This window comes from Type-C symbiont of Plautia stali (assembly GCF_059730935.1).
Genome location: NZ_AP035923.1, coordinates 672,668 through 697,551, shown reverse-complemented (window position 1 = coordinate 697,551; position 24,884 = coordinate 672,668). Strand labels below are relative to the sequence as shown.

General features: G+C 59.4%; 23 protein-coding genes. 10 read left to right on the top strand and 13 right to left on the bottom strand.

The annotated features are described in order from the left end of the window. Nucleotides 1–43 precede the first annotated feature (43 nt). Together fhuF and AC6I7J_RS03230 are read left to right on the top strand one after the other, a co-directional pair. Complete coding sequence (gene fhuF, locus AC6I7J_RS03235; RefSeq protein ID WP_088516711.1) at nt 44–838, top strand: siderophore-iron reductase FhuF; 795 nt, start codon at nt 44–46, stop codon at nt 836–838. 95 nt (nt 839–933) lie between these two features. After that, nucleotides 934–1,398: a YbaK/EbsC family protein gene (locus tag AC6I7J_RS03230; RefSeq protein ID WP_058757173.1), complete on the top strand. Its 465-nt coding sequence runs from the start codon at nt 934–936 to the stop codon at nt 1,396–1,398. Here AC6I7J_RS03230 and AC6I7J_RS03225 read toward each other — a convergent pair. From AC6I7J_RS03225 to AC6I7J_RS03210, 4 genes are all read right to left on the bottom strand, one after another. Beyond that, complete coding sequence (locus AC6I7J_RS03225; RefSeq protein WP_021506769.1) at nt 1,395–2,615, bottom strand: MFS transporter; 1,221 nt, start codon at nt 2,613–2,615, stop codon at nt 1,395–1,397. The two genes, AC6I7J_RS03230 and AC6I7J_RS03225, sit on opposite strands and share 4 nt — an antisense overlap. Nucleotides 2,616–2,844: 229 nt before the next feature. After that, a complete protein-coding gene (locus AC6I7J_RS03220) occupies nt 2,845–3,828 on the bottom strand; it encodes a nucleoside hydrolase (protein ID WP_211727424.1) in 984 nt (327 codons plus the stop codon). Between the two features lie 12 nt (nt 3,829–3,840). Beyond that, entirely contained in the window at nt 3,841–4,863 is a 1,023-nt protein-coding gene (locus AC6I7J_RS03215) for a LacI family DNA-binding transcriptional regulator (RefSeq protein ID WP_498006800.1), read from the bottom strand. A gap of 75 nt (nt 4,864–4,938) precedes the next feature. After that, entirely contained in the window at nt 4,939–6,327 is a 1,389-nt protein-coding gene (locus tag AC6I7J_RS03210) for an MFS transporter (RefSeq protein ID WP_021506766.1), read from the bottom strand. A gap of 585 nt (nt 6,328–6,912) precedes the next feature. Here AC6I7J_RS03210 and AC6I7J_RS03205 point away from each other — a divergent pair. Further along, nucleotides 6,913–7,467, top strand: coding sequence for a histidine phosphatase family protein (locus tag AC6I7J_RS03205; RefSeq protein ID WP_021506764.1), 555 nt, complete (start codon nt 6,913–6,915; stop codon nt 7,465–7,467). Nucleotides 7,468–7,482: 15 nt separating this feature from the next. Here AC6I7J_RS03205 and AC6I7J_RS03200 read toward each other — a convergent pair whose 3' ends face one another. After that, nucleotides 7,483–8,436 (bottom strand): YncE family protein, encoded by a 954-nt coding sequence (locus AC6I7J_RS03200; RefSeq protein ID WP_498006798.1) that lies wholly within the window; start codon nt 8,434–8,436, stop codon nt 7,483–7,485. A 414-nt stretch (nt 8,437–8,850) separates the two neighbouring features. On the opposite strand from AC6I7J_RS03200, the gene AC6I7J_RS03195 reads away from it, so the two are divergent. Continuing rightward, nucleotides 8,851–9,870, top strand: a complete 1,020-nt coding sequence (locus AC6I7J_RS03195; protein WP_021506762.1) for a glycosyltransferase family 32 protein — start codon at nt 8,851–8,853, stop codon at nt 9,868–9,870. Here the strand turns inward: AC6I7J_RS03195 and AC6I7J_RS03190 are convergent. Further along, nucleotides 9,844–10,767 carry a LysR family transcriptional regulator gene (locus AC6I7J_RS03190; protein WP_275028065.1) on the bottom strand — a complete coding sequence of 308 codons (924 nt, stop codon included), beginning with the start codon at nt 10,765–10,767 and terminating at the stop codon, nt 9,844–9,846. The genes AC6I7J_RS03195 and AC6I7J_RS03190 overlap by 27 nt on opposite strands. A gap of 120 nt (nt 10,768–10,887) precedes the next feature. Between AC6I7J_RS03190 and AC6I7J_RS03185 the strand changes: the two genes are divergently transcribed. From AC6I7J_RS03185 to AC6I7J_RS03175, 3 genes are all read left to right on the top strand, one after another. Then, a complete protein-coding gene (locus AC6I7J_RS03185) occupies nt 10,888–11,277 on the top strand; it encodes a tautomerase family protein (RefSeq protein ID WP_021506760.1) in 390 nt (129 codons plus the stop codon). 210 nt (nt 11,278–11,487) lie between these two features. Next, entirely contained in the window at nt 11,488–13,788 is a 2,301-nt protein-coding gene (gene opgB / locus AC6I7J_RS03180) for a phosphatidylglycerol--membrane-oligosaccharide glycerophosphotransferase (RefSeq protein WP_498007206.1), read from the top strand. 241 nt (nt 13,789–14,029) lie between these two features. Continuing rightward, nucleotides 14,030–14,749 carry a hypothetical protein gene (locus AC6I7J_RS03175; protein ID WP_498006795.1) on the top strand — a complete coding sequence of 240 codons (720 nt, stop codon included), beginning with the start codon at nt 14,030–14,032 and terminating at the stop codon, nt 14,747–14,749. Between the two features lie 25 nt (nt 14,750–14,774). Here AC6I7J_RS03175 and AC6I7J_RS03170 read toward each other — a convergent pair whose 3' ends face one another. Beyond that, a complete protein-coding gene (locus tag AC6I7J_RS03170) occupies nt 14,775–15,485 on the bottom strand; it encodes a GNAT family N-acetyltransferase (RefSeq protein ID WP_088516717.1) in 711 nt (236 codons plus the stop codon). Nucleotides 15,486–15,591: 106 nt separating this feature from the next. On the opposite strand from AC6I7J_RS03170, the gene pdxR reads away from it, so the two are divergent. Beyond that, nucleotides 15,592–17,043 (top strand): MocR-like pyridoxine biosynthesis transcription factor PdxR, encoded by a 1,452-nt coding sequence (pdxR, locus tag AC6I7J_RS03165; RefSeq protein WP_498006793.1) that lies wholly within the window; start codon nt 15,592–15,594, stop codon nt 17,041–17,043. Here the strand turns inward: pdxR and AC6I7J_RS03160 are convergent. From AC6I7J_RS03160 to AC6I7J_RS03145, 4 genes are all read right to left on the bottom strand, one after another. Continuing rightward, on the bottom strand, nt 17,033–17,527 hold the full coding sequence (locus AC6I7J_RS03160) for an RcnB family protein (RefSeq protein WP_031279558.1): 495 nt from the start codon (nt 17,525–17,527) through the stop codon (nt 17,033–17,035). The genes pdxR and AC6I7J_RS03160 overlap by 11 nt on opposite strands. A 39-nt stretch (nt 17,528–17,566) precedes the next feature. After that, nucleotides 17,567–18,904, bottom strand: coding sequence for a serine hydrolase domain-containing protein (locus AC6I7J_RS03155; RefSeq protein WP_420912419.1), 1,338 nt, complete (start codon nt 18,902–18,904; stop codon nt 17,567–17,569). A 111-nt stretch (nt 18,905–19,015) separates the two neighbouring features. Then, a complete protein-coding gene (locus AC6I7J_RS03150) occupies nt 19,016–19,798 on the bottom strand; it encodes a MetQ/NlpA family ABC transporter substrate-binding protein (protein ID WP_058780928.1) in 783 nt (260 codons plus the stop codon). Between the two features lie 18 nt (nt 19,799–19,816). Then, the gene (locus AC6I7J_RS03145; RefSeq protein WP_059011109.1) at nt 19,817–20,836 is read right to left on the bottom strand and encodes an isopenicillin N synthase family dioxygenase; all 1,020 of its coding nucleotides are present in this window, start codon (nt 20,834–20,836) and stop codon (nt 19,817–19,819) included. Nucleotides 20,837–21,042: 206 nt separating this feature from the next. Here AC6I7J_RS03145 and AC6I7J_RS03140 point away from each other — a divergent pair, with 206 nt between their 5' ends. After that, nucleotides 21,043–21,726 carry a YecA/YgfB family protein gene (locus tag AC6I7J_RS03140; RefSeq protein ID WP_498006790.1) on the top strand — a complete coding sequence of 228 codons (684 nt, stop codon included), beginning with the start codon at nt 21,043–21,045 and terminating at the stop codon, nt 21,724–21,726. 49 nt (nt 21,727–21,775) lie between these two features. On the opposite strand, the gene AC6I7J_RS03135 is transcribed toward AC6I7J_RS03140, so the two are convergent. Next, nucleotides 21,776–22,729 (bottom strand): alpha/beta fold hydrolase, encoded by a 954-nt coding sequence (locus AC6I7J_RS03135; protein WP_498006788.1) that lies wholly within the window; start codon nt 22,727–22,729, stop codon nt 21,776–21,778. Between the two features lie 71 nt (nt 22,730–22,800). Next, the gene (locus tag AC6I7J_RS03130; protein ID WP_498007205.1) at nt 22,801–23,940 is read right to left on the bottom strand and encodes an MFS transporter; all 1,140 of its coding nucleotides are present in this window, start codon (nt 23,938–23,940) and stop codon (nt 22,801–22,803) included. 323 nt (nt 23,941–24,263) lie between these two features. Here AC6I7J_RS03130 and AC6I7J_RS03125 point away from each other — a divergent pair, with 323 nt between their 5' ends. Then, a complete protein-coding gene (locus AC6I7J_RS03125) occupies nt 24,264–24,884 on the top strand; it encodes a TetR/AcrR family transcriptional regulator (protein ID WP_058757190.1) in 621 nt (206 codons plus the stop codon).

The following is a 24,884-nucleotide window of genomic DNA, read 5'->3' as shown; positions in this document are numbered from 1 at the left end:
ATTATCATTTGTTTTTCGCTTCCCGTTTTCACTCAGGAGCCGCATGGCCATCATCACGCGTCAGGATCATCGCTTTAGCGCGCATCCGCTGATCTTTATGCAGAGCGATCGCAGCTTAGCCAGCGCGCTGGAAGATCTGATGTGCGACCAGCGCAGCTACATGCGGGAAAACGTGAAGCTGGGCCAGCCGGCCCCCGCAGGCACCCTGACGCTGGCCGAATGGTCCACGCCGTTTCACTATCGCCGCCTGACGCAGCGCTACAGCGACTATCTCTATCGCCACCATCCCGATGTTCCGCAGGAAGCCAAACCGCTGCAGTCGCTGTGGGCCCAGTGGTATTTTGGCCTGCTGCTGCCGCCATTAATGCTGGCGCTGCTGCAGGAGCCGCGCGCGCTCGACTGCTCGCCGCAGCGCATCCACGTTGAGTTCCACGAAAACGGCCATCCCTGCGCCTTCTGGATTGATGTGCAGGAGGACGAGGATGCGCGCTATCTCAATCCGCAGCAGCGTATCGAACGCCTGATTCAGCATGGCCTGATCCCCGCCGTCAACGGCATGGCGCAGCACGGTGACATCAACGCGCGGCTAATCTGGAACAACTTAGGCTTCTCGTTTTACTGGTTCCTTGGCGAACTGCAGCAGCAGCTGCCTGCGGCCACCCGTCATCAACTGGAACAGGCGCTGTTTTTCAGCAAATCCCTGTCCGACGGCAGTGATAATCCGCTGTATCGCACCATGATCCCGCGCAACGGCGCGATGGAGCGCCGCAGCTGCTGCCAGCGCTATCGCATTCCGGACGTCGAACGCTGCGGTAACTGCACGTTAAATGCCGTGTAAGCGCGGCGTATTCTGTTACAGATTCTCCGTTTCTCCCGTTTACAGCTTTCCCGCCTTATGGCAGCTTTTACGCTCTGTTTTTACCGGAGAAAAAAATGAGCCTGGAGTCGGTACGGCACTTCTTTGCCGAACACGCACCGGATATCGACATCATCGAGATGCCGGAAAGCACTGCCACCGTAGAACTGGCCGCACGCGTACATGGCGTGACGCCGGGGCAAATCGCCAAAACCCTGTCGCTGAAAGTGAAAGAGAGCGTGGTGCTGATTGTCACGCGCGGTGACGCCCGGCTGGATAACCGCAAGCTGAAGGCGGCGCTCGGGGCAAAAGCGCGCATGCTGAGCGTGGATGAAGTGGTGAACTGGACCGGCCATCCGGTCGGCGGCGTGTGCCCGTTCGGGCTGGAAAATCCACTGACCGTCTATTGCGATGTGTCGCTGCGCAGTTTCGATGAAGTGTTACCTGCGGCCGGTTCGATTCACAGCGCGGTGCGCATTTCGCCGCAGCGCATGGCTGAGCTCACGGCGGCGAAATGGATTGACGTCTGCGAGGCGCGTTAACGCGTCTCTTTCGCCACCGCCCCGGATATTTCGATGCCGCGCGTCTCGCGGCCAAACGCCACGAACACGCAAATCAGCACCGCCACCGTGCCGGCGACAATCGCCATGCCCAGTCCGTAGTTACCGCCGTGGGCTTCGGCGATGCGGGACTGCAGCGTGGCGTTGACCGAAGCAATTAAATTCCCCAGCTGGTAAACGAAGCCCGGCAGTACCGCACGCGCATTGGCCGGCACCAGCTCGGTCAGGTAGGTCGGCACCACGCCCCATGCGCCCTGCACCATAAACTGCATCAGGAACGCGCCGATACCAATCGCCCAGGAACCGCTGGAGAACGCCCACAGCGGCAGCACCGGCAGCGCCAGAAACGACGCCAGCATGATGGCTTTTTTACGCCCGATACGCTCGGACAGCGAGCCGAACGTAATGCCGCCGAGCATCGCCGCGATGTTATAGCCGATGGCGATAATACTCACCGTGTGGGCGTCAAACTGGTGCTGCACTTTCAGGAACGTCGGGTAGAGATCCTGCGTGCCGTGGCTGAAGAAGTTAAAACAGGCCATCAGCAGCACCATGTAAATACAGATTTTCCAGTGCTGGCGGATGATGGGCAGCAGCGCGTGATTCTCTTTACGCTCGCGCGCCGCCAGCCATACCGGCGATTCCGGCACTTTAAAATAGATAAACGGCAGCAGCAGAATCGGCAACGCGCCAATCAGGAACATGCCACGCCAGCCCACCTGTTCGAAGAACAGGCCAAACACTATCGACGCCAGCAGATAGCCGCACGGATAACCGGCCTGGAAGATGCCGGACATCAGGCCGCGCGAACGGTCGGGAATGGTTTCCATCGCCAGCGAAGAGGCCACGCCCCAGATGCCGCCCATCGCCACGCCGTAAATCACGCGGAAGGTCAGGAAGGCAGCAAAGTTGGGTGACCATGCCGACAGCAATTCAAACAGCGAAAACAGCACGATGTTGAGCATCAGGATCGGCCGGCGGCCATATTTTTCCGCCAGCCGGCCAAAGATCAATGCGCCTACCGGTCGTACGGCCAGCGTCAGCATAATGGCAATAGAAACATCGGAGACGCTGGTGTTGAAGTAGCGCGCAAGATCGCTGAGCACAAACACCAGAATAAAGAAGTCGAACGCATCCAGCGTCCAGCTGGCGAAACTGGCGAAAGCCACGTTGCGCTGGGTCGCAGTCCAGTTAAACATAAGGGTATCCTGTCTGATTGCTTCCGGCTCGCGGCCAGATTTTTATTGGAACGTTATCCAGCGAATGGTTGCACTGGTTATTATTGTGTTAACCATTTGTATATAGCATGTCAGAAAGGCGCCGCGCGGCGGGGAATTGTCAGCGAGTGATTCGTGATGTAAGGAAGCGTGTCGGCAGGAAAGCGGCGCACGGTACTCCGGCCGGGAGACCGCGCGCCGCAGCAAAATCTTAGCGTTTCAATCCGTTGAACGTCTGCTCAATCACTTCCAGCAGCAGCGGATTGTTTACGTTCTGCATCACATGCACCAGTGCGCCCGCGTCCGCCGGCACGCCGACATCCAGCCGCAGCGGCGTGCGGTAGCGCCAGGTCTTGCCGCGCGTGGCACCGGGACGCAGCTCAATATCGACGTGATAATCCACGCCGTCCGCTACGCGCTGGTTGAGCAGCCAGGCAATGACCAGCGCATCGTGGATCCAGCAGCCCGGCAGATGGCGGGTGCGGATGGAGTAATCAATCCACGGTCGCAGCGTTTCGCGCACAAACTGCGGCAGTGGATGATCGCAGGCGGTCAGGCGCGTGAGATCCTGATGGGTCAGCAGCGTCTGCGTGGTGGCATCCATCGGCACCAGCGTGATGGTGGCGCCGCTGTGCAGCACCTGATGCGCCGCTTCCGGATCGAGGCCAAAATTGGTGTCTTTGATGTAGTCGTCCAGCGCGAACACGCCGCCCATGATGACGATCTCCGCTACGGAATCCGCCATCTGCGGATAGCGCTGCAGCGCCTGCGCCACGTTGGTCAGCGGGCCTATTGCCACCAGCGTAAACTCGCCGGGATTGTCGCAAATCAGCTGGCCCATCACGCCCGCCGCATCGTTGCCGTCCGCTGCCACCGTCTGCGGCTGGCGCACGCCGCGCCACAGTTCGCCCAGCGCCGGGTCCGCGACGTTATCCAGCCGCGCGCGCCACGGCGCCGGATCTTCGCGCAGCGCCTGCAGCGCGCCCTGCACTACCGGAATGTTCAGTCCGAGCCGCTGCAGCAGATCTTTAGCCACCCGCGCTCCCACCGCGCTCGGCGTGTTGCCGCTCACGGTGGTGATCAGCTCAACGGCCAGCGCGCGTGACGCCAGCGCTAAGGCCAGCGCCAGCCCGTCATCGGTGTTAGCGCCAGTAATACCATTCCCCGGATCACAATCAATAATTAGTCTTTTCATGGTGTTATATATTTATTTTTGTTGAGGATGCGGGCAGCCACAGGACTCACCGATCTCCAGATGGTGAGGAAATTCGGCCAGCTGCGCCTCGCCATGACCGTTTTTCAGCATGGCGATGGCGCTGCGTGCCATTTCGCGCAGCGGCTGGCGCACGGTGGTGAGCGTGGGCACATGAAAGGCCGACTGCTCGGTACCGTTGAAACACACCAGCGCGACATCGTGCGGCACGCGCAGACCGTGTTCGGACAGCGCGCGGATACAGCCAATCGCCTGCCCTTCGTTACTGGTAAAAAGCGCGCGCGGCACCCGGCCGCTGGCAATCATGCGCTGCCCGGCGTCGTAACCGCCCTGGCGCGAATAGCCGGCCGGAAAAATCAGCGCTTCATCTACCGTCAGCCCGTGCTGCGCCATGGCGTCGCGCCAGCCCTGAATACGATCCTGCGCGTTAAGCATCTCGCGCGGACCGCTGATCATGCCGACCTGCTGATAGCCGTGGCTGAGCAGATGCGCCGTAACCTGATGCGCCGCTTCACGTTCGTTCACGCACAGCATGCTGACGCCGGGGCGCGGTTCGATGCGGTCCAGCATCACCAGCGGCGTTCCGCTCGCCTGGATGACATCAATATAGGGATGGCGATCGACGCTGGTGTAAAACAGGCCATCAACCTGACGATTCAGCAGACCCTGAATCAGCTCCAGCTCGCGCTGGCGATCGTCGCCGGCATCGCCCAGCAGCATTACGTGGCCGTGGTTCAGCGACTCCTGCAGCAGCACGTGCGCCATTGAGGCGACAAATGGGTTTGCGATATTCGGCACGATCAGGCCAAAGGTTTTGGTACTGCCGGAGGCCAGTGCGCGCGCCACCGCATTCGGGCGATAGCCGGTTTGCTGGATGGCGGCCAGCACGCGCTGACGCGTGGCTTCGGCCACCGGACGCGGTCCGTTGTTGATCACATAGCTGACCACCGCCACCGAGGTTCCGGCGGCTTTGGCGACGTCACTGCGTGTCACATTTCCGGTTGGGGATTTCGCCAATATTGCCTCTGTGTTAATGCCGCTGGCCGGGAGTACCGGCCAGCGTAATCAAAGAATGTTGCACGATCCTGCGCGTCAGATAGCATCCTCCGGCAGATTCAGATCGCGTCCGCGCGTTTCCGGTGCCACGAAGGTGGTGAGGAAACCGATGGTCGCCATGGCCGAGAAGTACACGGCAATCGGCCACCAGTGGCCGGTAAACGACAGCAGCGCCGCCGCCACCAGCGGTGCGGTGCCTCCTGAAAGGATAGACCCCAGCTCTTTGGCAACCGCCATTTTGGTGTAACGGTGTTTGACGCCAAACATCTCCACGCCCCACGCCGCCTGCACGCCAAAGATGCCCAGCGACGCCAGCGCCATGCCCACCACAATCACCGGAATCACGATGGCCGGCTCGCGGCTGTCCATCAGGCTAAAGGCGGGCCAGGCGTAGACCATCAGTAACAGGCAGAAGCCGCGATAGGTGATGCGTCGGCCAAAGCGGTCCGACAGCCAGCCGGCAAACGGGATGATCAGGAAACCGAGCAGCGAGGCGATGAACACCGCGGTGGTCGGCACCGATTTGTCCAGCATCAGCACTTTGGCGACGTAGCCGACAATAAAGCCCTGTGCCAGATAGGACGGGCCGTTCTCACCGATGCGCAGGCCCACCATGGTCCAGAAGGCGCGGCTGCGCTGCCAGAAGCTGCGGCTGTCGGGTTGCGTCGCGCTTTGCGCCAGCGTTTCATGGCGCTGCGCCTGCAGTTCCGCCTGCTGACGCTCAAACACCGGCGTTTCACGCAGATGACGGCGAATCCACAGCGCGACCGCAGCAATCAACACACTGCTGAGGAACGGAATACGCCAGCCCCAGTCGAGCAGCGTGGCTTTATCCATCTGGATCACCGCCAGCCACACCAGCGACGCAATCAGCGTGCCGCTGTTGGAACCAAGCGCAATCACCGACGACACCAGGCCACGGCGCTCAACCGGCGCGTATTCACCCAGCATCACCGTGCCGCCCGAGAGCTCTGCGCCGGCGCCCAGCCCCTGCGTGAAACGCAGCAGCACCAGGCAGGCCGGCGCCCACAGGCCAATCGTTGCATAGGAAGGAATCAGGCCGATCAGCGTGGTCGAAGCGCCCATCAGAATGATGGTGCTGATCATCACTACCTTGCGGCCCTTGCGATCGCCAATCCAGCCAAACAGCAGCGCCCCGATCGGGCGCGCAATAAAGCCGACCGACCAGGTGGCAAAGCTGGAGAGCAGCGCCATCGCCGGGGTGGCTTCGGGGAAGAATACATCGCCAAAAATGATGCCGGCAGCAAGGCCATACAGGGCGAAATCCGCGTATTCCATCGCGGTGCCCAGCCAGCAGGAGAAGGTGGCGCGCCAGAAATCTTTGCGCCCGGAGGTGGTTTCCAGCCGCGCATCGGCGGCGGAAGCGGGTGAACCTTGTTGCGTAACGGAATGATGTACCGTCATAACCATTTCCCTGAAAGAGGTGAAAACAGTAAACGCCCATCCGTGGGTCGGTTCCCTTGCAACAAGCGGAACTCCCCGGTGGCGACGTTCAGTAGGCAAACCTGGATGAAAGGTCAGTAAGGAATTCCCTGGTGTTGGAATTCATCTATTTGCCTGATTTCGCCGATGTTTTTTTCATCGATCGCATTAGTACGGCAAATGTAACTGGGTCATCTCAAGGCCAACTTCGTCTCTGGCACCGTGAGTTGTCACTGTGAAGACAGTCTATCTACGCGCGTAGATAAATCAAGTGATCAACAGGAAAATAATTAACTTATCTTCACAATGGTGCAGGATAAAAAGATAAAAACGGCGTTAATTCATGACATTACATTACAACCAGCGTCATTAAAAAATCCACGCACGCTGCGTGATTAACGACTATTGCTTATCATTGGCAAAAACGGCGACCAAACTTTCACCGCGCCGTTTTCGCACATTTCAGTTAAGTTTTGATGACACCCGGGCATTATTCTTAAAACCGCCCGGGCCGCGCGAAATCCTGCGCGCCTGCAGTAGACTGGATGACCTTCACTCAGGAGCATCATGACCATTATCCTCATGCGACACGGCAAGCCAGACCATCCGGTAAGCGGGCGCTTTACGGCGCGGGCGCTGGCGGACTGGTGTGAAGGCTACGACCAGGCGGTGATTTGTGATGCGCCGCCGCCGCGCAGTATGGCGATTGCGCGCATGGCCAGCGTGATTGCCTGCAGCCCGTTGCCGCGCGCGCGTTCGTCGCTGGCGCGGCTCGGTCTGCAGGCGCAGGACGTGGATGAGGTGTTCAGTGAAGTGGCGATGCCGCTGCTGCCGTTCGCGCGCCTGCATCTGCCGCTGACGCTGTGGCTGGCGCTGCTGCGCCTGCTGTGGCTGTGCGGTTACGCCGGACGCGTGGAATCAGTGCAGCATGCCCGGCAGCGCGCGCAGCGGGCGGCAGACAAACTGATAGCCCTGTCGCAACAGGGCACGGTGCTGCTGGTGGGCCACGGTATTATGAACAAACTGATTGCGCGCCAACTGCGCAAACGCGGCTGGCAGGCAGAAAAACACGCCAGCAGCCGCCACTGGAGCAGCGCGATTTATCACCGGCCGTTTATTTGATGGCGGCCTTCGCACTCAGGACGATAGCTGAAAGTAGCTCAGGACTTCGCAGCCGGTGCCAGCCTGCGGCGTGGCGATGACCTTCATCTGCGTCAGATCGATCAGGCTAAGCGAACCGTCACCCTGATTAGCGATCAGCAGGCTGCGGTTATCGGCGCTAAAACAGCCATCCATCGGCTGATTGCCGACCGCAACGTCACCCAACGGATTAAGCAAGTCGTCAAACAGCGTCACCACTCCTTCCCCGTCGCCAATCGCCACCAGCCGCTCACCGTTGGCGCTGAAGCGCACCACCTGGCACGGCTGCTGATGGCCGGGCAGCGTGATGCGCTGGCGGATACGATGGCTCTGACGATCCACCACGTACAGCAGCGGCGCGTCTGCCGCGCTGGCCATCAGATAGGGGTGCTTTGGCGAGGCGGCAATGCCGGCAATCGGTCCCGGCAGCAGGATGTTATCAATGATGCGCCCTTCCGCCTCGCACAAATCCACCACCGTGATGCTGGCGTCCTCTTCGTTTTCAGTAAACAGCTTGCGGCCGCTGGGCGACAGCGTCAGCCGGTGCGCGTTGTGCGACGGCAGCCGGATGGTTTTCTCCAGCGTGTCGCTGTGCGGATCGATCACCGCCACCGCGGCACTGTGTTCACAGCACAGATACACTTTGCCATCGCGTCCCAGCTGGCCGCTGTGCGGCGCCTTGAGCGGTGACAGATCGATAAAGCCGCTAATCTGCCGCCGGCGCAAATCGATAATCGCCACCTTGTGTCCCGGATGCGGATTGCCGCCGTGGACGCCATCACCGTAGATCGGCACATACGCCTTCTCCAGCGCGGGCAGCATCAGCAGCTCATGCGGTCGCGGCGGTAAGGCATTCAGCTCCTGCTCAACGGCGAAGCTGTCGGGATTGAGAAACAGCACGCGGTTGCCCTGCTTATCAACCGCCAGTAACCCACGCTTGTGTGGCTGCATAGTGCCTCCTTTTTTTCGTTGCCTGCTCTAAGCGTAGCTAACCTGCCTCCGCGTTGGGCAAGCGGCGGCCAGGCCAGGGGAAAATACAGCGCCGTTAACGGACCGCCGATCGCTCATTTTTATTCCGCGCCGCGGCCTGCGCCTGCAGAGGGTTATTTTATTAGGAATAGTCTTAATCGAGAAAAATAAAAAACGCACTCCCTCATCATTTTATTGATACCTCTTTTTAGCCATCCCGGATCCCGGCGTTTCCGGTAAATCTGAAAGCGAAAAAAATTCGTAGCCTTGCCGCTGCGGATCGATTATTAAGCAAGGGTAGTCTTTTTACACACAGCCGTCAGGACACATAAGCGCGCTCAAGCCGCCAGCATCAGGGAATCCTTGCTCCCCATAATCACAATAATCAGGTGCATCATGACAAAAAAACGTCTCCAGCCAGCCCTTACGCTCTGGCAACACTGGCAGAGAATCGCCTTCACCGGCCAGACATTACTGCAGAAAAAACAGCATACTGCGCTCTGCGCGCCGGAATATGATCCCAGCGAAGAGGACAATATCGTGTTGCTTTCGGGTGAGAAAGCGCTGCCGGAAATACCCAAAAAAATCTGGATGTACTGGGACAATGAATATTTACCGAAATCGATGGCGTTAAATATCCAGCAGCTGCGTCAGGATAATCCCGACCATCAGGTGTATGTATTAAACCGTTTAACGCTTAAAGAAGTCCTGCCGGATTTTATTTTTACCTCGACACAATTAAGCGAGCAGCAAAAAAGTGAAGTCATTCGCCTCGAATTATTATTACGCTACGGCGGTATTGCGATTGACTGCAGCACGCTGTTATTTGAAGACCTGAGCTGGGTGCACCGTGCGCATCAGGAACGCCGCATGGATGTGATTGGCTATTACCGCGAAATTGCCACCGTCAACTATCTGGCACCGGTGATTGAAAACTGGTTTCTCGCCGCTGCGCCCAATAATCCTTTTATTCGCGAGTGGCAAAAACAGTACGCGCCGATCAAGCATCTGGGGGCGCACAACTATTTTAATGAGCTGGCAAAGCGCGATGATTTTGCCCTGCTGACGCAGAAAATCGCCGAGCCGGCACAGCAGCTGGGTTCGCTGGCGCAGCAGGCGGCGATGCGCGAACATCGCCGCGTGAACCTGTATCTGCGTAAATGCGAGGCCAACGCGTATTACTATCAGCGGCTGAGCAACTGGCAAAGTGACGCCTTTGCGCACACGGTGCTATTCCATCAGCGCCCGCATACGCCGCCGCCGGTGATCAAGCTGAGCGGCATTGAGCAGCTGCATCTCGACTTCAATCTGCGTCTCGGTAACTATAACCGTCGCAGCCTGCTGGGGGCGATGATGCAGCCCACAGCACCGCTCAGCGCGCCGCTGGCCTCACCCATCAACAAAGCGCGTGCGTAGCCAGTGGATAAAGGTGGTGACGGCACGCGGTACCTGCGCTGCGTAAGGCCGCACCACCCACAGGCGGTCGGCAAAGGCATCGACCGCCTGCCACTCCGGCAGCACCTGCTGCAGCGTGCCGCTGGCCAGCGCCGCGCTGGCGCTGAAGTCCGGCAGCATGGCAATGCCCAGCCCCTGCAGCGCAGCGTCACGAATCGACTCGCTGTTATTAGTGGCGAAATTACCCTGAATCTTCACCTGCACCGTTTCGTTGTCATCGCTGTGCAGACGAAAGCGCCACTGCGGCGACTCCAGCCCGCGCGGATAATATAGGCAGTTATGCTGCTGCAGCGCCTGCGGCGTATCTGGCGTACCGTGACGGGTCAGATAATCCGGCGCGGCCACCAGCAGCGTGCGCGTTTCACACAGCGGCAGCGCGACGTGCGTTTCCGGCAGCTGCTGACTGTGGCGAATGGCGAGATCGAATCCTTCGCTGCCCAGCGACACCAGCCGATCGCTGACGTTGAGCTGCAACCGCACCTGCGGGTAGTCGCGCAGAAAGTCGCCGATAATCGGCACCAGCTGCTGCCGGGCAAACGCCACCGGCGCGCTGATGCGCACCAGGCCGCGCACCGGCCCGGCTTCGTCACGCACGCTAAAGAAGCTCTGCGCAATGCGCGCAAACGGCTCGCGCAGGTCGTCCACCAGCTTTTCACCGGCCGACGTCAGCCGCACGCTGCGCGTGGTGCGCTGCACCAGCGCCACGCCCGCCATCTGCTCCAGTTCTTTGATTTTCTGGCTCATCGCCGCTTTACTGACATCCAGGCGTTCAGCCGCGCGGGTAAAACTGCCCTGTTCCGCCAGCACCGTCAGCCAGTGCAAATGCACCCAGAGTGCATCAGTTTTAATTTCTTTCATCAGGATTGTTCAAAATAATAAATAATCATTTTAATCAGCGCGCTTTTTCTTTCCGGCAGCAAGCGGCAGCATAGCGTTTCATCCTACTCTTTCCGCGTGGGCAAAAACGAGGATTTATTGATGCCGTTACTGACTTTTGATGTTATTCAGGGCCGTTCTGAAGCAGAGATTCGCACCTTACTCGACGCCGCGCATCGCGCGGTACTCACGGCATTTAAGGTTCCGGCGCGCGATCGTTACCAGATTGTTCATGAAAACAAGCGTTATCAGATGGTCTTTCAGGATACCGGGCTGGGCTTTGCGCGCAGCGACAATCTGGTGATGGTACGCGTGTACACCAGCCCAAGAAGTGAAGAACAGAAAACGCACTTCATGGCAGAGTTAGCGCGCGAGTTGCGGGAGAATTGTGGCGTGCAGGGCAACGATCTGATGATCAGTTTTATCACCAACAGCAAAGGTGACTGGAGCTTTGCCGACGGCGAAGCGCAGTATCTCACCGGTAAGCTGTAACACCCGCGCCCGCCCTGGCTGGCAGCAGCGCGCCGGTTGCTGCCAGACTAAATCAGACTCCGCCTAAACCCGCCTTAAACGATTCGCAATGCATCGCACAAATCTGGTTGGATGTGTTGCAGCCCTGTGACAGCCAATATAGATTGACGCAAAACCCCCGCAGAGGGCCGCAGACGCAGGTAACGCGTTCTTTTTACTTAATGTGAGGATCTGCCGTTGGAGTTGCTTTCAATAGTGCTCTTTTTGGCTGCGATCGCAGTCTATTCGTTTAAAGCCGGGCGAAATAAATTCTGGTTTATCCTGATCTTGCTGCTGCTCACCCTGTTCATCGTGCTCAACGCCACGCTGTATGCCAGTAACTATTTTACCGGCGATGGCATCAACGATGCGGTGCTCTATACCCTGACCAACAGCCTGACCGGCGCGGGCGTGAGCAAATATGTGGTACCGGCGCTTGGCTTGATCATCGGCCTGTTTTTACTGTTTTGTTTTCTCTCCTGGGTGCTGCGCCGCCACAAACGTCCGCATCATCTCGGCTGGAGCCTGCTGGCGATCGCCTGTGCTGCCGGCTCGGTGCAAACCACGCCGGCGTTTCGCCAGGTGAAAGAGCTGATCGCCTCCCACGCGCGTCAGGCCGACTCGGATTTCGAAACCTATTACAAAACGCCGAATAAGCAGATTAACGCGCCGAAGCTCAACCTGGTGTATATCTACGGCGAAAGCCTAGAGCGCACCTACTTCGATCAGCAGGCTTTCCCTGGCCTGGCACCGGAGCTGAGCCGCGAAAAAGATCACAGCATTGACTTCAGCAATACCGAACAACTGCCCGGCACCGATTACACCATCGCCGGTATGGTGGCGTCGCAGTGCGGTATTCCGCTGTTTGCGCCGTTCGACGGCAACGCCTCGGCTTCGCTTTCCAGCTTCTATCCGCAAAATATCTGCCTCGGCGATATCCTCAAACACTCCGGCTATGAGAACTGGTTTATTCAGGGCGCGGACCTGCGCTTTGCCGGCAAAGACACCTTTTTGCTGTCGCACGGTTTTGACGCCGCCAACATGTACGGCTCGCAGGAGCTGAAGAGCCGCGTCGCCGACCCCAGCTACCGTAATAACTGGGGCTTTTACGACGATACGGTGATGGATGAAGTGTTTGAAAAGTATGAGGAGCTGTCGCGTCAGCAGAAACGCTTTGCGCTGTTTACGCTCACCGTGGACACCCATCATCCGGACGGCTTCATTTCGCGCAGCTGTCAGCGCAAAAGTTACAGCTATGACGGCAAACCCAATCAGTCGTTTAGCGCGGTGGCCTGTTCCCAGGAGCACGTGGCGCGCCTGATTGCCCGCATCAAAGCCTCGCCGTGGTTTAAAAACACCGTGATTGTGGTGAGTTCCGATCATCTGGCGATGAATAACACGGCGCATCAGTATCTGATCAAGCAGCCGCGCCGCGATCTGTTTATGGTGATCCGTGGCGATCAGCCGCAGGCCGAGGTGCTGGACGGCAAGCGCAGCACGCTGGATAACGGCGCCACGGTGCTGGATATTCTCGGCGGGGATAACGCGATTGGCCTTGGCCGCAGCGGGCTTTCTTCGGCCTCGCTCTCCAGCCAGTTCGATGACATGGCGAAGAAGGTCACGGCGTGGAAAGCCGATATCATTCAGCTGTGGAATTTCCCCAACCAGATGAAGACGTTTACCATCGACCAGCCCAAAAATACCTTTAGCTTCTCGGGCGCGACGTTCAGGCTGCCGATCCTGTTCCGCGTATCTGATCATCAGGTAGAGCCGCTGCCGGAAGGCGAATACGCCGCGCCGCTGCGCTTCCAGCTGGCCGATTTTGCCGCCAGCGATAAGTTTGTCTGGGTCGATCGCTGCTTCAAAATGGGCCGGCTGTGGCAGCCGGCGCTGGCGCTGTCGACCGATCTCTGTCTGGCGATGGGCCAGACCGGCGGACAGCCCACGGTGACGCGCATCGACCAGCCGGTGTGGCAGGGCAAAGCGCAGTTCCCGCAGGTGAAAGTCAGCGCGGAGACCTATCAGCTCAACGAACAGCAAATGCGCATCGAGGATAATGCCATTCGCTACCAGGCGGACAGCTTCCTGCTGACCGTGCCGGGCGCGCCGGCCAGCGTGAAGCGCTTTAGCGGTATTTCACGGCCGGAAAGCTGGGGACGCTGGTCGAACGCCAACCTCGCGCCGGAGGTGAATATTGAATATGTCGATCCGCTGCCGGCGCGCTTTGACGTGGTGATCACCGCACGCGCCTATGGGGCTAACGCCCATCGACCGATTCCGGTGCGCGTCGGCGAGCAAGTGCAGCAGCTCAATCTGGGTGACGCGTTCTCCACGCAGACGCTGCATTTCACCAACCCTGGCGCCAGCCGCAACCTGATCATCACGCCGCCAGAACCACAGCTGTCTAATCTCGGCAACATTACCGGTCAGGATCCACGCAAACTCGGTATCGGCATGGCGGAGATAAAAATAATTCCGCAGCCCGAAAAGTGATAAAAATGCGTGCCAGACCAGGGCCTGCCAGCGTGCAGGCCCTTTTTATTGCCGCTTAGCGTTACTCTTTGTACGAATTGATATTTTTCGAGACGTCGCGCAAAATCCACATCATCACATGGTGCAACTATCACCACCTGGATAACCTTGCAGGCAACAGGAAAGGCGACCAGGAGCAACAGGGATGATACCGACGATGATGAACACCCATAAGGCATTCAAAGCGCTGCAGCAGGCGGGCGTGGCCGATCACCAGGCCGAAGTGATGGTCGACATTTTTGCCGAAATGCAGCAGGAAAACAGCCTGACCAAAACGCACCTTTCGCAGGCCATGGAAGGCGTGATGCGGGCAAATCACGCCACCGCGCAACGTGTCGATAAACTGGCACAGAGCCTCAGGAATTTTGAAAATGAGGTCCGCCATACGTTTAAAGCCATTGAGCTGCGGTTTGATAACGTCGATGAGCAATTCCGGAAAATTGATCAACGCTTTGAACAAATCGATCAACGCTTCGAAAAGATGGATGCGCAATTCAGGCAAATCGATAAACGCTTTGAAAAAGTGGATGCGCAATTCAGGACAATCGATCAGCGTTTTGAACAAATCGATGAACAATTCAGGAAAATTGATCAACGCTTTGAAAAGATGGATGCGCAATTCAGGACAATCGATCAGCGTTTTGAACAAATCGATGAACAATTCAGGAAAATTGATCAACGCTTTGAAAAGATGGATGAGCAATTCAGGAAAATCGATCAGCGTTTTGAACAAATCGATGAGCGATTCAGGCAAATTGATAAACGCTTTGAAAAAGTGGATGAGCGCCTGCTGGATCTCGACCATCGCATGCAGCTCGGTTTCAATGAGCTCAAACGCGATAATCTCTGGCATCGGCGGCTGATGATGGCGATGGCCAGCGCCTTTGTGTTGTCAGCCGCCAAATATATTTTTGCCGGTTAGCCGGGTAGCCAGCCCGGCGCGCGCGTCAGGCCTGACGTAATGTCTCCAGCCTGGCGCGTTGCTGCCCACGGGCGTCGAAATTGTCTGCCGCCAGCCAGCGCTCAAAGCCCAGCTTCACCTGCGGCCATTCGCTGTCGATGATAGAGAACCAGGCGGTATCCCGGCTGCGATTTTTATACACCACCACCTGACGAAACGTGCCTTCATAACGGAAGCCCAGCCGCAGGGCGGCGTTGTACGACGGCTGGTTACAGCTATCGCATTTCCACTCGTAGCGACGATAGCCGAGTTGTTCGAAGGCGTAACGCATCAGCAGATAATGGGCTTCGGTGGCCATGCGGGTTTGCTTCAGCAACGGAGAGAACACCACAAAGCCGACCTCCATAACACCGTGCTGCGGTTCAATGCGCATCAGCGCCAGCGAGCCGACCGCCTGCCCGCTTTGCCGGTCAATAACCGCGAAGTGCAGGTAATCCGGACTCTGCTGGCACTGCTGCGCAAATGCCAGATAAGACGCTTCATCGTCAAAGCGCCCGACCGGCAGCCAGGTCCAGTCGCGGTCATCTTCCGCCAGCGCATAAGCCGCATACAGCTCGCGACCGTGACGTGCGGCATCCAGCGGCTCCAGCCGGCAATACTGGCCGGTGAAAATCTGCCCCTGCGGCAGCGGGCGCGGCTGCCACGCCTCCAGCGCCGGGCCGATGGGTTGTCCATAACGATTGGTCTGCGGTGACATACGGCGATTCCTTCTGTGTGAGAGTGACAGCGTGCAGCGTGCCACTTTGCTGGTTCAGGAAAAAGCGCCACAATGTGACAAATCGATAGATCCACGGAGGTGCCGAATGCGCACACTGAACCGGCATTCGCTGCTGCTGGCACCCCTAGAGGCCGACGGCAGCCTGACGCTGCAACAGCAGCTGTATCAGCGGCTGCGCCAGGCGATACTGAATGGTCAGCTGGCGGCGGGCACGCGCCTGCCGGCGACCCGCCAGCTGGCGGCTGAACTGCAGGTGTCGCGCAATACGGTGATCGCCGTCTGGTCACAGCTGCAGGCGGAAGGATTTATCCTCAGCGACCGCCAGGGAAGCCGCGTCAGCCGGCTGGCGCACACGCCGCTGCCCGCGCAGGCGTCCGACGACAGCGCCGACTGGCCGGTTTCCGCGCGCGCTGCCGGGTTGCACTCGCAGCATCGCCTCTCCAGCCAGGAGCTGGCGCTGCGCCCGAGCACGCCGGCGCTGGCGCATTTCCCGCTGGCGCAGTGGCGTCGCGCGCTCAATCAAACCGCGCAGCAGGCACAGCTGCTGGGCTACGGCGATCCGCTGGGTGAGCTGGCGCTGCGTGAGGCACTGGCGCAGCATCTGGCGCTGGCGCGCGGCGTGCGCTGCGCGCCGCAGCAGATTGTGATTACCGAAGGCGCGCAGCAGGCGCTGACGCTGTGCGTCGCGTTGCTCACCAATCGTGGTGACACCGGCTGGGTAGAAGAGCCGGGCTATCGCGGCGCCAAAGCGGCGATGCGCCTCGGCGATCTGCAGATCGAGCCGATTGCGGTGGATGCGCAGGGACTGGCACCGACAGCGCAGGACTGGCAGCAGCGCCCGCCGCGGCTGATTTACACCACGCCGACGCATCAGTATCCCACCGGCGCGATCATGAGCGCCGCGCGCCGGCTGACGCTGCTGGCGGCGGCACAGCGGCATCAGGCGTGGATTATCGAAGATGATTACGACAGCGATTTTCGCTACAGCGGCGAGCCCATCGCCGCGATGCAGGGCATGGCGCAGCCGACGCCGGTGATTTACATCGGCTCCTTCAGCAAAACCCTGTTTCCGGCGCTGCGCATCGGCTACATGGTGCTGCCTGCCCCACTACTGCCGCGGCTGCGGCCGGCCTTGCATGAGCTGTTACGCGGCGGTAACCGGCCGGAACAGCAGGCGCTGGCGCTGTTTTTACGCAGCGGGGATTTCAATCGCCACCTGAGCAAAATGCGCCGTCTGTACCGTCAGCGGCAGGCCACGCTGCGGGCTGCGCTACAGGAGACATTTGGTACTCAGGTGCCGCTGCTGGGCGGTGAGTGCGGTATGCATCTGGTGTTGCCGCTGGCGGATACGGTGGATGATGTGGCGCTGACGGCGCAGCTATTTCGCCATGGCTATGCGCCTGGCGCGCTGTCCGGCTTTTATCTGGGCGGGCAAAAACAGCAGGGACTGGTGCTGGGATACGGTAATACCAGCACCAGTCAGATAATGGCAGGCGTGGCGCAGTTAGCGCGCCTGCTGCCGGGCATTAACCCTTGAAGAAAATGTCGCCGGATTTGCCCATCACGATCTTGCCGCTGTCGTCGGTGATCAGGATGTAGTTAGCGTTGATGTAAGCCCAGTGCGTGCCTTCCTGCGGTGCAGGCAGGTGGCGCGGCTGCCACTCAACGATGGTGTACTGCTTTTTACGGTACTCATCCGGCACGACGTCACCGACTTTATACTCTTTGTAATCGATGATGATAGTGTGCAGATCGTAATTATTGGCGGCGGATGGCGCTTCACCCGGACCGTTTTGTGACGGGCGAATCGGCGCGACATCGCCACTGGATTCTGCCGGTTCACTGCTGGCGGGCGCATCGCTGGTGGCCGCTGGCGCTGAGGCGTCCGGTGCGGTTTGCTGCACCTGCGGCGGCATCGGTACGCTATCGGTTTGCTCACCTTCTGCCAGTGCTGCTGGCGTCAGGCTTAAAGCGCCCAGAAAAATTCCTGCTGAAAGAAGGGTGACGTGTGTCCTGCGCATTGGTGATTTCCACTCTGGTTAATTATTTAACTGTCCCATTTACTGACAAGCGCCACGTGCGGAAGGTTCCCGCGCCGCGCTTAGCGCGTCAAATTTCGCTCCACAGCATACCTCAGGCGGCGCGCTTTGCTGAGCAGCAAAATTGCAAGCAACCGTGTTCAGCACCCGGCGATCTTTACGCGCCAAATCACGCAGCAGCGCAATGCCGAGATAGTTGCTCCAGTTGAAGGCGTTTTGCAGCACCACGATGGCATTGCCGTGGGCGCGATCGTAGCCGATAAAGCTGGCATAACCGCCAATATACCCCACCTGATAAGTGATCTGCTGCTGTCCATAGGTATCGGTTACCCAGGCGATATTCTGCGCCTGGTTGCCATGCTGCTCATAAGGATTATTAACCTGCGCCAGCGCCTGACCGAGCGCGCCGTGCGTATCACGTTGCAGGTGCGCATCAAGGTAGCGAATCAGATCGCGCGCGTTGCTGTACAGGCTGGCGGCCGCAATCATGTTGCCGTGAAAGGTCCAGTCCGGCGTCAGCTGACCACGCGCGATCAGTTTGGGCTGATCGCCGGCGTGGCCCAGCGCGCGCCACGGATAGCCGCGCAGGGTTTGTGGATGGAAGCTGCTGCTGGTCATGCCGAGCGGACCAAACAGCTGATGCTGCGCCAGCGTTTCAATGTCCTGATGCAGGCGATGCTGCAGAATATAGCCCAGCAGCGCATAGCCGAGATTGGAGTACTGCGCCGCCGGGTGCGCGGGGGCGCTGAAATCGGCCAGATAACTCAGCACGGCATCGCTATCCAGATTGCCGTAAAAATTTTCGCCGCTGCGCAGGTAAGCCATAAATTTCAGGAACATCGGCAGATCCATATCCTGACGCGGCAGCCCTGAGGTGTGCGTGACCAGCTGCAGCAGCGTGATACGTTTTGCATCCTCACTCAGCGGCACGCCGCGCGGCAGCAGCGTGGCCAGCGTGTCGTTCCAGTGCAGCTCGCCGCGATCCACCAGCCCGATAATGACCTCTGCGGTAACGCCTTTGCTCAGCGAGCCCAGCGCAAACAGCGTATCCGGCGTGATGGGATAACGCTGACGCGCATCGGTGACGCCATAGCTGTAAAACTGCGGCGCGCCGCGCTGGTGAATAATGGCGATGCTGATGCCGGTCACCTGCTTTTGCTGCATGTAGTGGCGCACAATGTCATCGACGTTTTCATGGAAGGAGGCGTGGGAAAGATAGACGCGATCGCCCACCGGCGCGGACGTTTGCGACAGCGTTCCGCAGCCGCTGAGCAGCAGACACAGGGCTGACAGCCGCAGGTGCAACCATGCGCGAGAAAGCGTCAGCCGCTGAAGCCTGACGAAGCGGGAAATAGCCATCAATTGATAAGTTATTTTTTATGTTATGCAGCAGGTGCCACTGGTGTTGGTGGCGAAATATACCACAGAACAGCGGGTGCGCCACCTGTCAGCCGCAGGTGGCGCCGGGCATTATTGATTAACCGGGATAACCGATCCTTTGTAGTGCTGGTTGATAAATTCAGCAGTTTGCTTTGATTCGAGATCTTTCGCTAACGCCAGAATGCGCGGGTCGCTGGCCAGCTTTGGCGTGGTGACCAGCACGTTGGCATACGGATTATCCTTTGCCTGTTCCAGCGCCAGCGCGTCTTTTGACGGCACCAGCCCGGCCTGCAGGGCATAGTTACCGTTAATAATCGCCAGCTGCGCATCATCCAGCGCGCGCGGCAGCTGCGGCGCTTCAACTTCAATGATCTTCAGATGGTGCGGGTTGTCACTGATGTCCGCCGTGGTCACCAGCGTACTGGCGCTGCGGCTTTTCAGCGTAATCAGGCCGTTGGCCTGCAGCAGATAGAGCGCGCGGCTCAGGTTAGTGACGTTGTTGGGCACCGCAACCTGCGCGCCATCCGGCAGATCTTTCAGAGATTTCACTTTGTGCGAATAAATCCCGAGTGGCTCAATATGCACGGTCGCCACCACGGCAAATTTTTCGCCCAGCGCTTTTTCCTGATCGCGCAGATAAGGCACATGCTGGAAATAGTTGGCATCGATGTCGCCACGCGCCAGCAGCTCGTTGGCGTTTAAATTGCCGTTAAGCTCGATGACCTTCAGGTCGAGCTGTTTGTCGGTTTGTTTGATGTAGTTGAGAATCTCACTGTGCGGCACCGGATCGGCGGCCACGCGCAGTGCCGCGGCGGACGCCACGCTGCTGAACAGGGCCATCAGGGCCAGTGACGCTATCATCGTTTTCTGCATGGGCTTTCCTTAGGTTTCTTATGATTTCACTGTGCTTAATGCATCAGCGTAATAGCGCTGCGCCACATCGCGATGGGAACGCAGACGCCCTTTGAGGTAGTTCCAGCCCACTTCGCGCAGCAGCGGATTGTCAGGATCGCTGGTCGGGCCGTGGGCTTCTGCCGCCAGCTGCGGCGGCAACTGATACAGTGGTACTTCGGCATCCAGCTGCGCACCGAGGAAAAAAGCGATCGACACGCGTTCACGATTAGCCGGCGGCGACACCACGCGGTGCACGGTGGCGCGCAGATACCCATTACTGGCAATCTCCAGCAGTTCGCCGATGTTGACCACGAACGCGCCCGGCTTCGGCAGCGCATCCACCCAGTGACCGGGTGACACTTCCACCTGCAAACCGGGCTGATCGTCCTGCAGCAAAAAAGTGAGGAAGCCGGAGTCTTTGTGCGCGCCGACGCCCTGCTGGCTGGCTTCTGCTACCTGACCGGGATAACGAATCAGCTTGATGTGCTCATTGGGCTGGGTGCCGTACAGCGCGTCGAACGCATCCGGCGGCAGCGCCAGCGCTTTGGCAAAGGCCCGCAGCAGGCGCAGCGCGATGGCGGTCATCGCCTGCTGCCAGGCGTGCATCACCGGACGCAATTGCGGTAACGCCTCCGGCCATAAGTTAGGCCCCTGCAGCCGTTTCCACGCCGGATCGCCCGGCTGCAGCGTCAGCGCCGCGCGTTCGGCACCGATATCAAACTGTTCACGCTGATCGCGCTGGTCGCGGGTGTATTCCACGCCGGCGTGGTTGTAGCCGCGAAAATGCGGCGAGTGGATCATTGCCACGCGCTGCTTCTCCGCCTGCGGCAGGGCAAAAAACGCCCGCGTGATACTCTGCACGTTGTGCAGCAGTTGCGGGTTGATGCCGTGATTAACCAGATAGAAGAAACCGACGTCACGCGCGGTCTCCCGCAGCTGCGCCAGGTAAGCTGCCTGCTCTGCGTCCGGTAGTTCCAGCAGGGCCAGATCCAGTACTGGCAGGGTATCCGCCATGATGTTGTCTCCTCGCTATCGGTAAATCCTGCGTTTACGCTGACATTCGTCGCCGTTTCCCGCCAATACTGTTGCGCGATAAGTTATGGCGATTCCTTTTTAGGCGCACTTCGGCTATCGATATGCAAAAAGCGGTAAATCAGGCGCGCTGCCGCTATAATCGCGCCCAGCAATTTTTGCCCACCAATGCACACCGCAGGAGACGCCGGATGAATCAGGGTCCGTTAACCGAAAAAGAGCTGAACTGGCTTGATGACATGCTGGAAAAATATGGCAACGAACACTCCGTGGTTGACACCGCCGAACTGGACGGCATGCTGACCGCCCTGCTCTCCGGCCCGAACGACATCGAACCGAGCGAATGGCTGGTGGCGATCTGGGGCGGTGAGAAAAAGATTCCCCAGTGGGCGAACGCGCGCGAAATGGACCGATTCATGGCGCTGATTTTCCAGCACTTCAACGACATCGCCGAGCGGCTGGCGGAGTATCCGGAGCAGTTCGATCCGCTGTTCGGCGAGCAGGAGATGGAAGGCCAGCTGTTTACCGTGGTGGAAGACTGGTGCTACGGCTACATGCGCGGCGTGGCGCTGGATGCGGACTGGTCGCAGCTGCCGGCGGCACAGCAACCGGCGCTGCAGGCGATTGCGCTGCACGGCAGTGAAGCGCAGCTGGCGCAGCGTGAAGCCTTCACCCCGGACGCGTTTGAGGCCAGCATCGAGGCAATTCGCCCGGCGGCGCTGGAACTGCACGAATACTGGCAGGAACAGCGCATGGCGCAGCCCGATCCGGCTCCGCAGCTGCCGCATTTTGCCGGTGAAAAAACCGGCCGCAACGATCCCTGCCCGTGCGGCAGCGGCAAAAAGTTTAAGCAGTGCTGCCTGAATAAAACCTGAGACGCTCACCTCAACGCAGGCCAGCGCTAAAACTGGCCTGCGCACCGCGTCATTTCCCGGACGCGAGAAACTCCATCACCGCCGCATTCAGCGGCGCGGGGCACTCTTCAGGTAACCAGTGACCGCAGCCAGGTAACACTTTGCCGGTGACCTGCGAGGCGTAGCGGCTGACCACCTGCTGCTCATAGACACCCAGTCCGCCGTGACCGCCACCGCCAATCGCCAGCATCGGCACAGCAATTTTCTCGCGGGAGAGCACTTTATTGTCCGCCACTCCCTGATTCAGCACCCGGTAATATTCAAAGGCGGCATTCAGGCTGTGCGGTTTTGCATAGGATTTGCTGTAAAGATCGAGCAGCGCCGGGGTGAACACCGCTTTGTTGGCGGCATGTTCTTTGATGAAATGCTCGAAGAACAGGCGCTCTTTACCGGCGATCAGCTGTTCAGCCAGCTGTCCCTGCGCCGCAAAGAAGCTGAAGTGCCACACCAGGGATTCGCCTTCGGGCGTAAAGGCCGGGAACTGATAGATGCTTTCATCCGGGATCGGCGCTTCCATAAAGATGGCGCGGCGGATGCTGTCCTGATGTTTCACCAGCAGCGGATAGGTATTCCAGATACCAATATCGTGCGCCACCAGGTCGAATTTTTTGCCGCCGGCGAACTGTTGTGCCAGCTGATAAAGCAGCGGCGCGATATCGGTGGCGCGATACGAATGCGGCACGTCAGACTGCCCCAGCCCCGGCAGATCCACCGCCACGACGGTGTGGTTTTTTGCCAGTTCCGGCATCAGCTGGTGCCACTCATACCACGTCTGTCCGAAACCGTGCACCAGATACACCAGCGGTCCGCTGCCGCCCTTCACATAATGCAGGCGCACGCCATCCACAGTTTGATAGCTGCTGGTGAAACCGGCGGGCAGCGGGAATTCATCCGCGGCGGTCCCGGCGGCGGAAAACAGCGCGGCCGAGGCAAGCAGCAGGGTTAACAGTAATTTTTTGAACACGTGATTGATCTCCATTTTGTCATAATGCCATTTAAAACAGTGGGTTAAATCTTTTAAGTCAGCCCGGCAGGTCAGTGACCTTGTACGCGCTGGTGCCGCGCGCCGGCCTGGAAACCGTGCTGACGCGCCTGCAGTGCGATGAGGAAGCCAACCGCCAGCAGCAACAGCAGCGCCAGCGGGAAAGACGCCACGCCCCAGTGGGTAAGCAACACGCCACCGGCCAGACCGCCGCCGGCAATCGCGCTGTTCCACACCACCACGTTCATTGACAGCGCCACATCCGCGCCCTCGCCCGCCGCATCCGCCAGCGCCGTTTGCAGCAGCGTGGCCGCACCGCCAAACGTCAGCCCCCACAGCGCCACGCCGACATAAACCAGCAGCGGCATGCGCGCCAGCCAGATGAACAGCAGCGAGACCAGCGTAAACAGCGCCAGACTGCCGAGCACGGCGACGCGCAGGTGGTGATCGACGAGGCGACCGGCCAGGCCGATAGCCGCCAGCGCCGCGATGCCAAACACCAGCAGCACACTGTCCACCTGCCCGGCGAGGCCCGCCTGGCTAACGAACGGCGCAATGTAGGTGTAGAGAATGTTGTGCGCCGTCATCCACGCCAGCACCACGCCCAGCACCGGACGCACGCCTGGCGTCATGAATACCGTGCGCAGCGGCAGACGCTGATCGCTGCTTTGTCCCGGATAGTCAGGTACCCGCAGCAGCACCCAGCCGATCAGCAGTAGCGTCAGCGCTGACATGATGCCGAACGCCGTGCGCCAGCCCACCGCCGTGCCCAGCCAGGTGCCGACGGGAACGCCCAGCGCCAGCGCAATCGGTGTGCCGACCATCGCCACGGCGAGCGCTTTGCCCTGCTGGTGGACCGGCACCATGCGCCGCGCATAGCCGGCCAGCAGGCTCCAGGCGAGTCCCGCCGCTGCGCCGGCGAAAAAGCGCGCCACCAGCGTCAGTGCGAAGTGGGTCGAAAACGTGGTGATGGAATTGAAAATCAGAAAACCGACGATAGCCAGCAACAGCACGTTACGGCGGCGCCAGCCCTGGGTGGCGATGGTCAGTGGAATCGCCGCCAGCAGCGAGCCAAGCGCATAAACGGTTACGGTCTGCCCGGCCAGCGCGGTGGAAATACCGAGGCCCGCCGCCATCTGCGGCAGCAGTCCGGCCGGTAAGGTTTCGGTGATGATGCAGATAAAACCGGTCATGGCCAGCGCCAGCAGCGCGCCCAGCGGTAGCGGCCGGGTTTTATCCGCGGCGGTATTCAAAGTCGTCACAATCAGCGTTCCCGATGTCATCAGCGTGCAGGTAAGGCGCGCGCCGCTCGTTGAAATTATATGTACCGATCAGTATATAAATTGGCGAAGTGCGATAACCTGTTACGGCTTAAGAACACACTACCGCGGATACGCTATCCGCCGCCCGCAGGCACAAATATATACTGATCGATACATTAGTTGACGTGCGAGACCATTGTCAACGACTTATGTATCGATTAGTATTTAAGCATTGAGATTAATGGAGCACTGAGATGGCCACTATGGGACGGCCGCGTACGTTCGATCGTGATGCGGCCATTGAACAGGCGATGAAGATTTTCTGGCAGCACGGCTATGAGTCGACATCGTTAACGCAGCTGAAGGCGGGAATTGCCGGCGGTATTTCTGCACCGAGCTTTTACGCGGCTTTTGGCTCGAAGCAGGCGCTGTTTCAGGAGTGTGTGCAGCGCTATCTGTCGACTTACGCGCAGGTGGTGGAGCCGCTGTGGGATAACAGCCTGCCGCCCCGTACCGCAATGGAGACCGCGCTGCGGCGCTCGGCCAGCATGCAGTGTGAGTCCGGTCATCCGCTGGGATGTATGGTCGGCCTGGGCGTGATGAGTGCGCCTTCCGCCGAACACGCGGACGTCACGCAGCCGCTGGCGCGCTCACGCGCCCGCACGCTGGCAGGTATGACGGCCTGCGTGCAGCGCGGCATCGACAGCGGCGAACTGCGCGCCGACACCGATGCCGCCGCCCTCGCCATCGCCCTCGACGCTTTTCTGCTGGGCGTGTCGGTGCTGGTGCGCGACGGCGTCAACGGTGCGCAGATCGATAACGCCATCGCCCATGTCATGGCCGTCTGGGACGCGGCAAAATCCGTGACGGATTAA

What these genes read in the sequence shown, in the direction of transcription:
- AC6I7J_RS03225 (WP_021506769.1), bottom strand. Translation starts at nt 2,615, where the DNA reads ATGTTTAACTGGACTGCGACCCAGCGCAACGTGGCTTTCGCCAGTTTC.
- AC6I7J_RS03160 (WP_031279558.1), bottom strand. Translation starts at nt 17,527, where the DNA reads ATGCGCAGGACACACGTCACCCTTCTTTCAGCAGGAATTTTTCTGGGC.
- fhuF (WP_088516711.1), top strand. Translation starts at nt 44, where the DNA reads ATGGCCATCATCACGCGTCAGGATCATCGCTTTAGCGCGCATCCGCTG.
- AC6I7J_RS03210 (WP_021506766.1), bottom strand. Translation starts at nt 6,327, where the DNA reads ATGACGGTACATCATTCCGTTACGCAACAAGGTTCACCCGCTTCCGCC.
- AC6I7J_RS03220 (WP_211727424.1), bottom strand. Translation starts at nt 3,828, where the DNA reads ATGAAAAGACTAATTATTGATTGTGATCCGGGGAATGGTATTACTGGC.
- AC6I7J_RS03205 (WP_021506764.1), top strand. Translation starts at nt 6,913, where the DNA reads ATGACCATTATCCTCATGCGACACGGCAAGCCAGACCATCCGGTAAGC.
- AC6I7J_RS03200 (WP_498006798.1), bottom strand. Translation starts at nt 8,436, where the DNA reads ATGCAGCCACACAAGCGTGGGTTACTGGCGGTTGATAAGCAGGGCAAC.
- AC6I7J_RS03190 (WP_275028065.1), bottom strand. Translation starts at nt 10,767, where the DNA reads ATGAAAGAAATTAAAACTGATGCACTCTGGGTGCATTTGCACTGGCTG.
- AC6I7J_RS03150 (WP_058780928.1), bottom strand. Translation starts at nt 19,798, where the DNA reads ATGCAGAAAACGATGATAGCGTCACTGGCCCTGATGGCCCTGTTCAGC.
- AC6I7J_RS03130 (WP_498007205.1), bottom strand. Translation starts at nt 23,940, where the DNA reads ATGACCGGTTTTATCTGCATCATCACCGAAACCTTACCGGCCGGACTG.
- AC6I7J_RS03155 (WP_420912419.1), bottom strand. Translation starts at nt 18,904, where the DNA reads ATGGCTATTTCCCGCTTCGTCAGGCTTCAGCGGCTGACGCTTTCTCGC.
- pdxR (WP_498006793.1), top strand. Translation starts at nt 15,592, where the DNA reads ATGCGCACACTGAACCGGCATTCGCTGCTGCTGGCACCCCTAGAGGCC.
- AC6I7J_RS03125 (WP_058757190.1), top strand. Translation starts at nt 24,264, where the DNA reads ATGGCCACTATGGGACGGCCGCGTACGTTCGATCGTGATGCGGCCATT.
- AC6I7J_RS03185 (WP_021506760.1), top strand. Translation starts at nt 10,888, where the DNA reads ATGCCGTTACTGACTTTTGATGTTATTCAGGGCCGTTCTGAAGCAGAG.
- AC6I7J_RS03140 (WP_498006790.1), top strand. Translation starts at nt 21,043, where the DNA reads ATGAATCAGGGTCCGTTAACCGAAAAAGAGCTGAACTGGCTTGATGAC.
- AC6I7J_RS03170 (WP_088516717.1), bottom strand. Translation starts at nt 15,485, where the DNA reads ATGTCACCGCAGACCAATCGTTATGGACAACCCATCGGCCCGGCGCTG.
- AC6I7J_RS03195 (WP_021506762.1), top strand. Translation starts at nt 8,851, where the DNA reads ATGACAAAAAAACGTCTCCAGCCAGCCCTTACGCTCTGGCAACACTGG.
- AC6I7J_RS03230 (WP_058757173.1), top strand. Translation starts at nt 934, where the DNA reads ATGAGCCTGGAGTCGGTACGGCACTTCTTTGCCGAACACGCACCGGAT.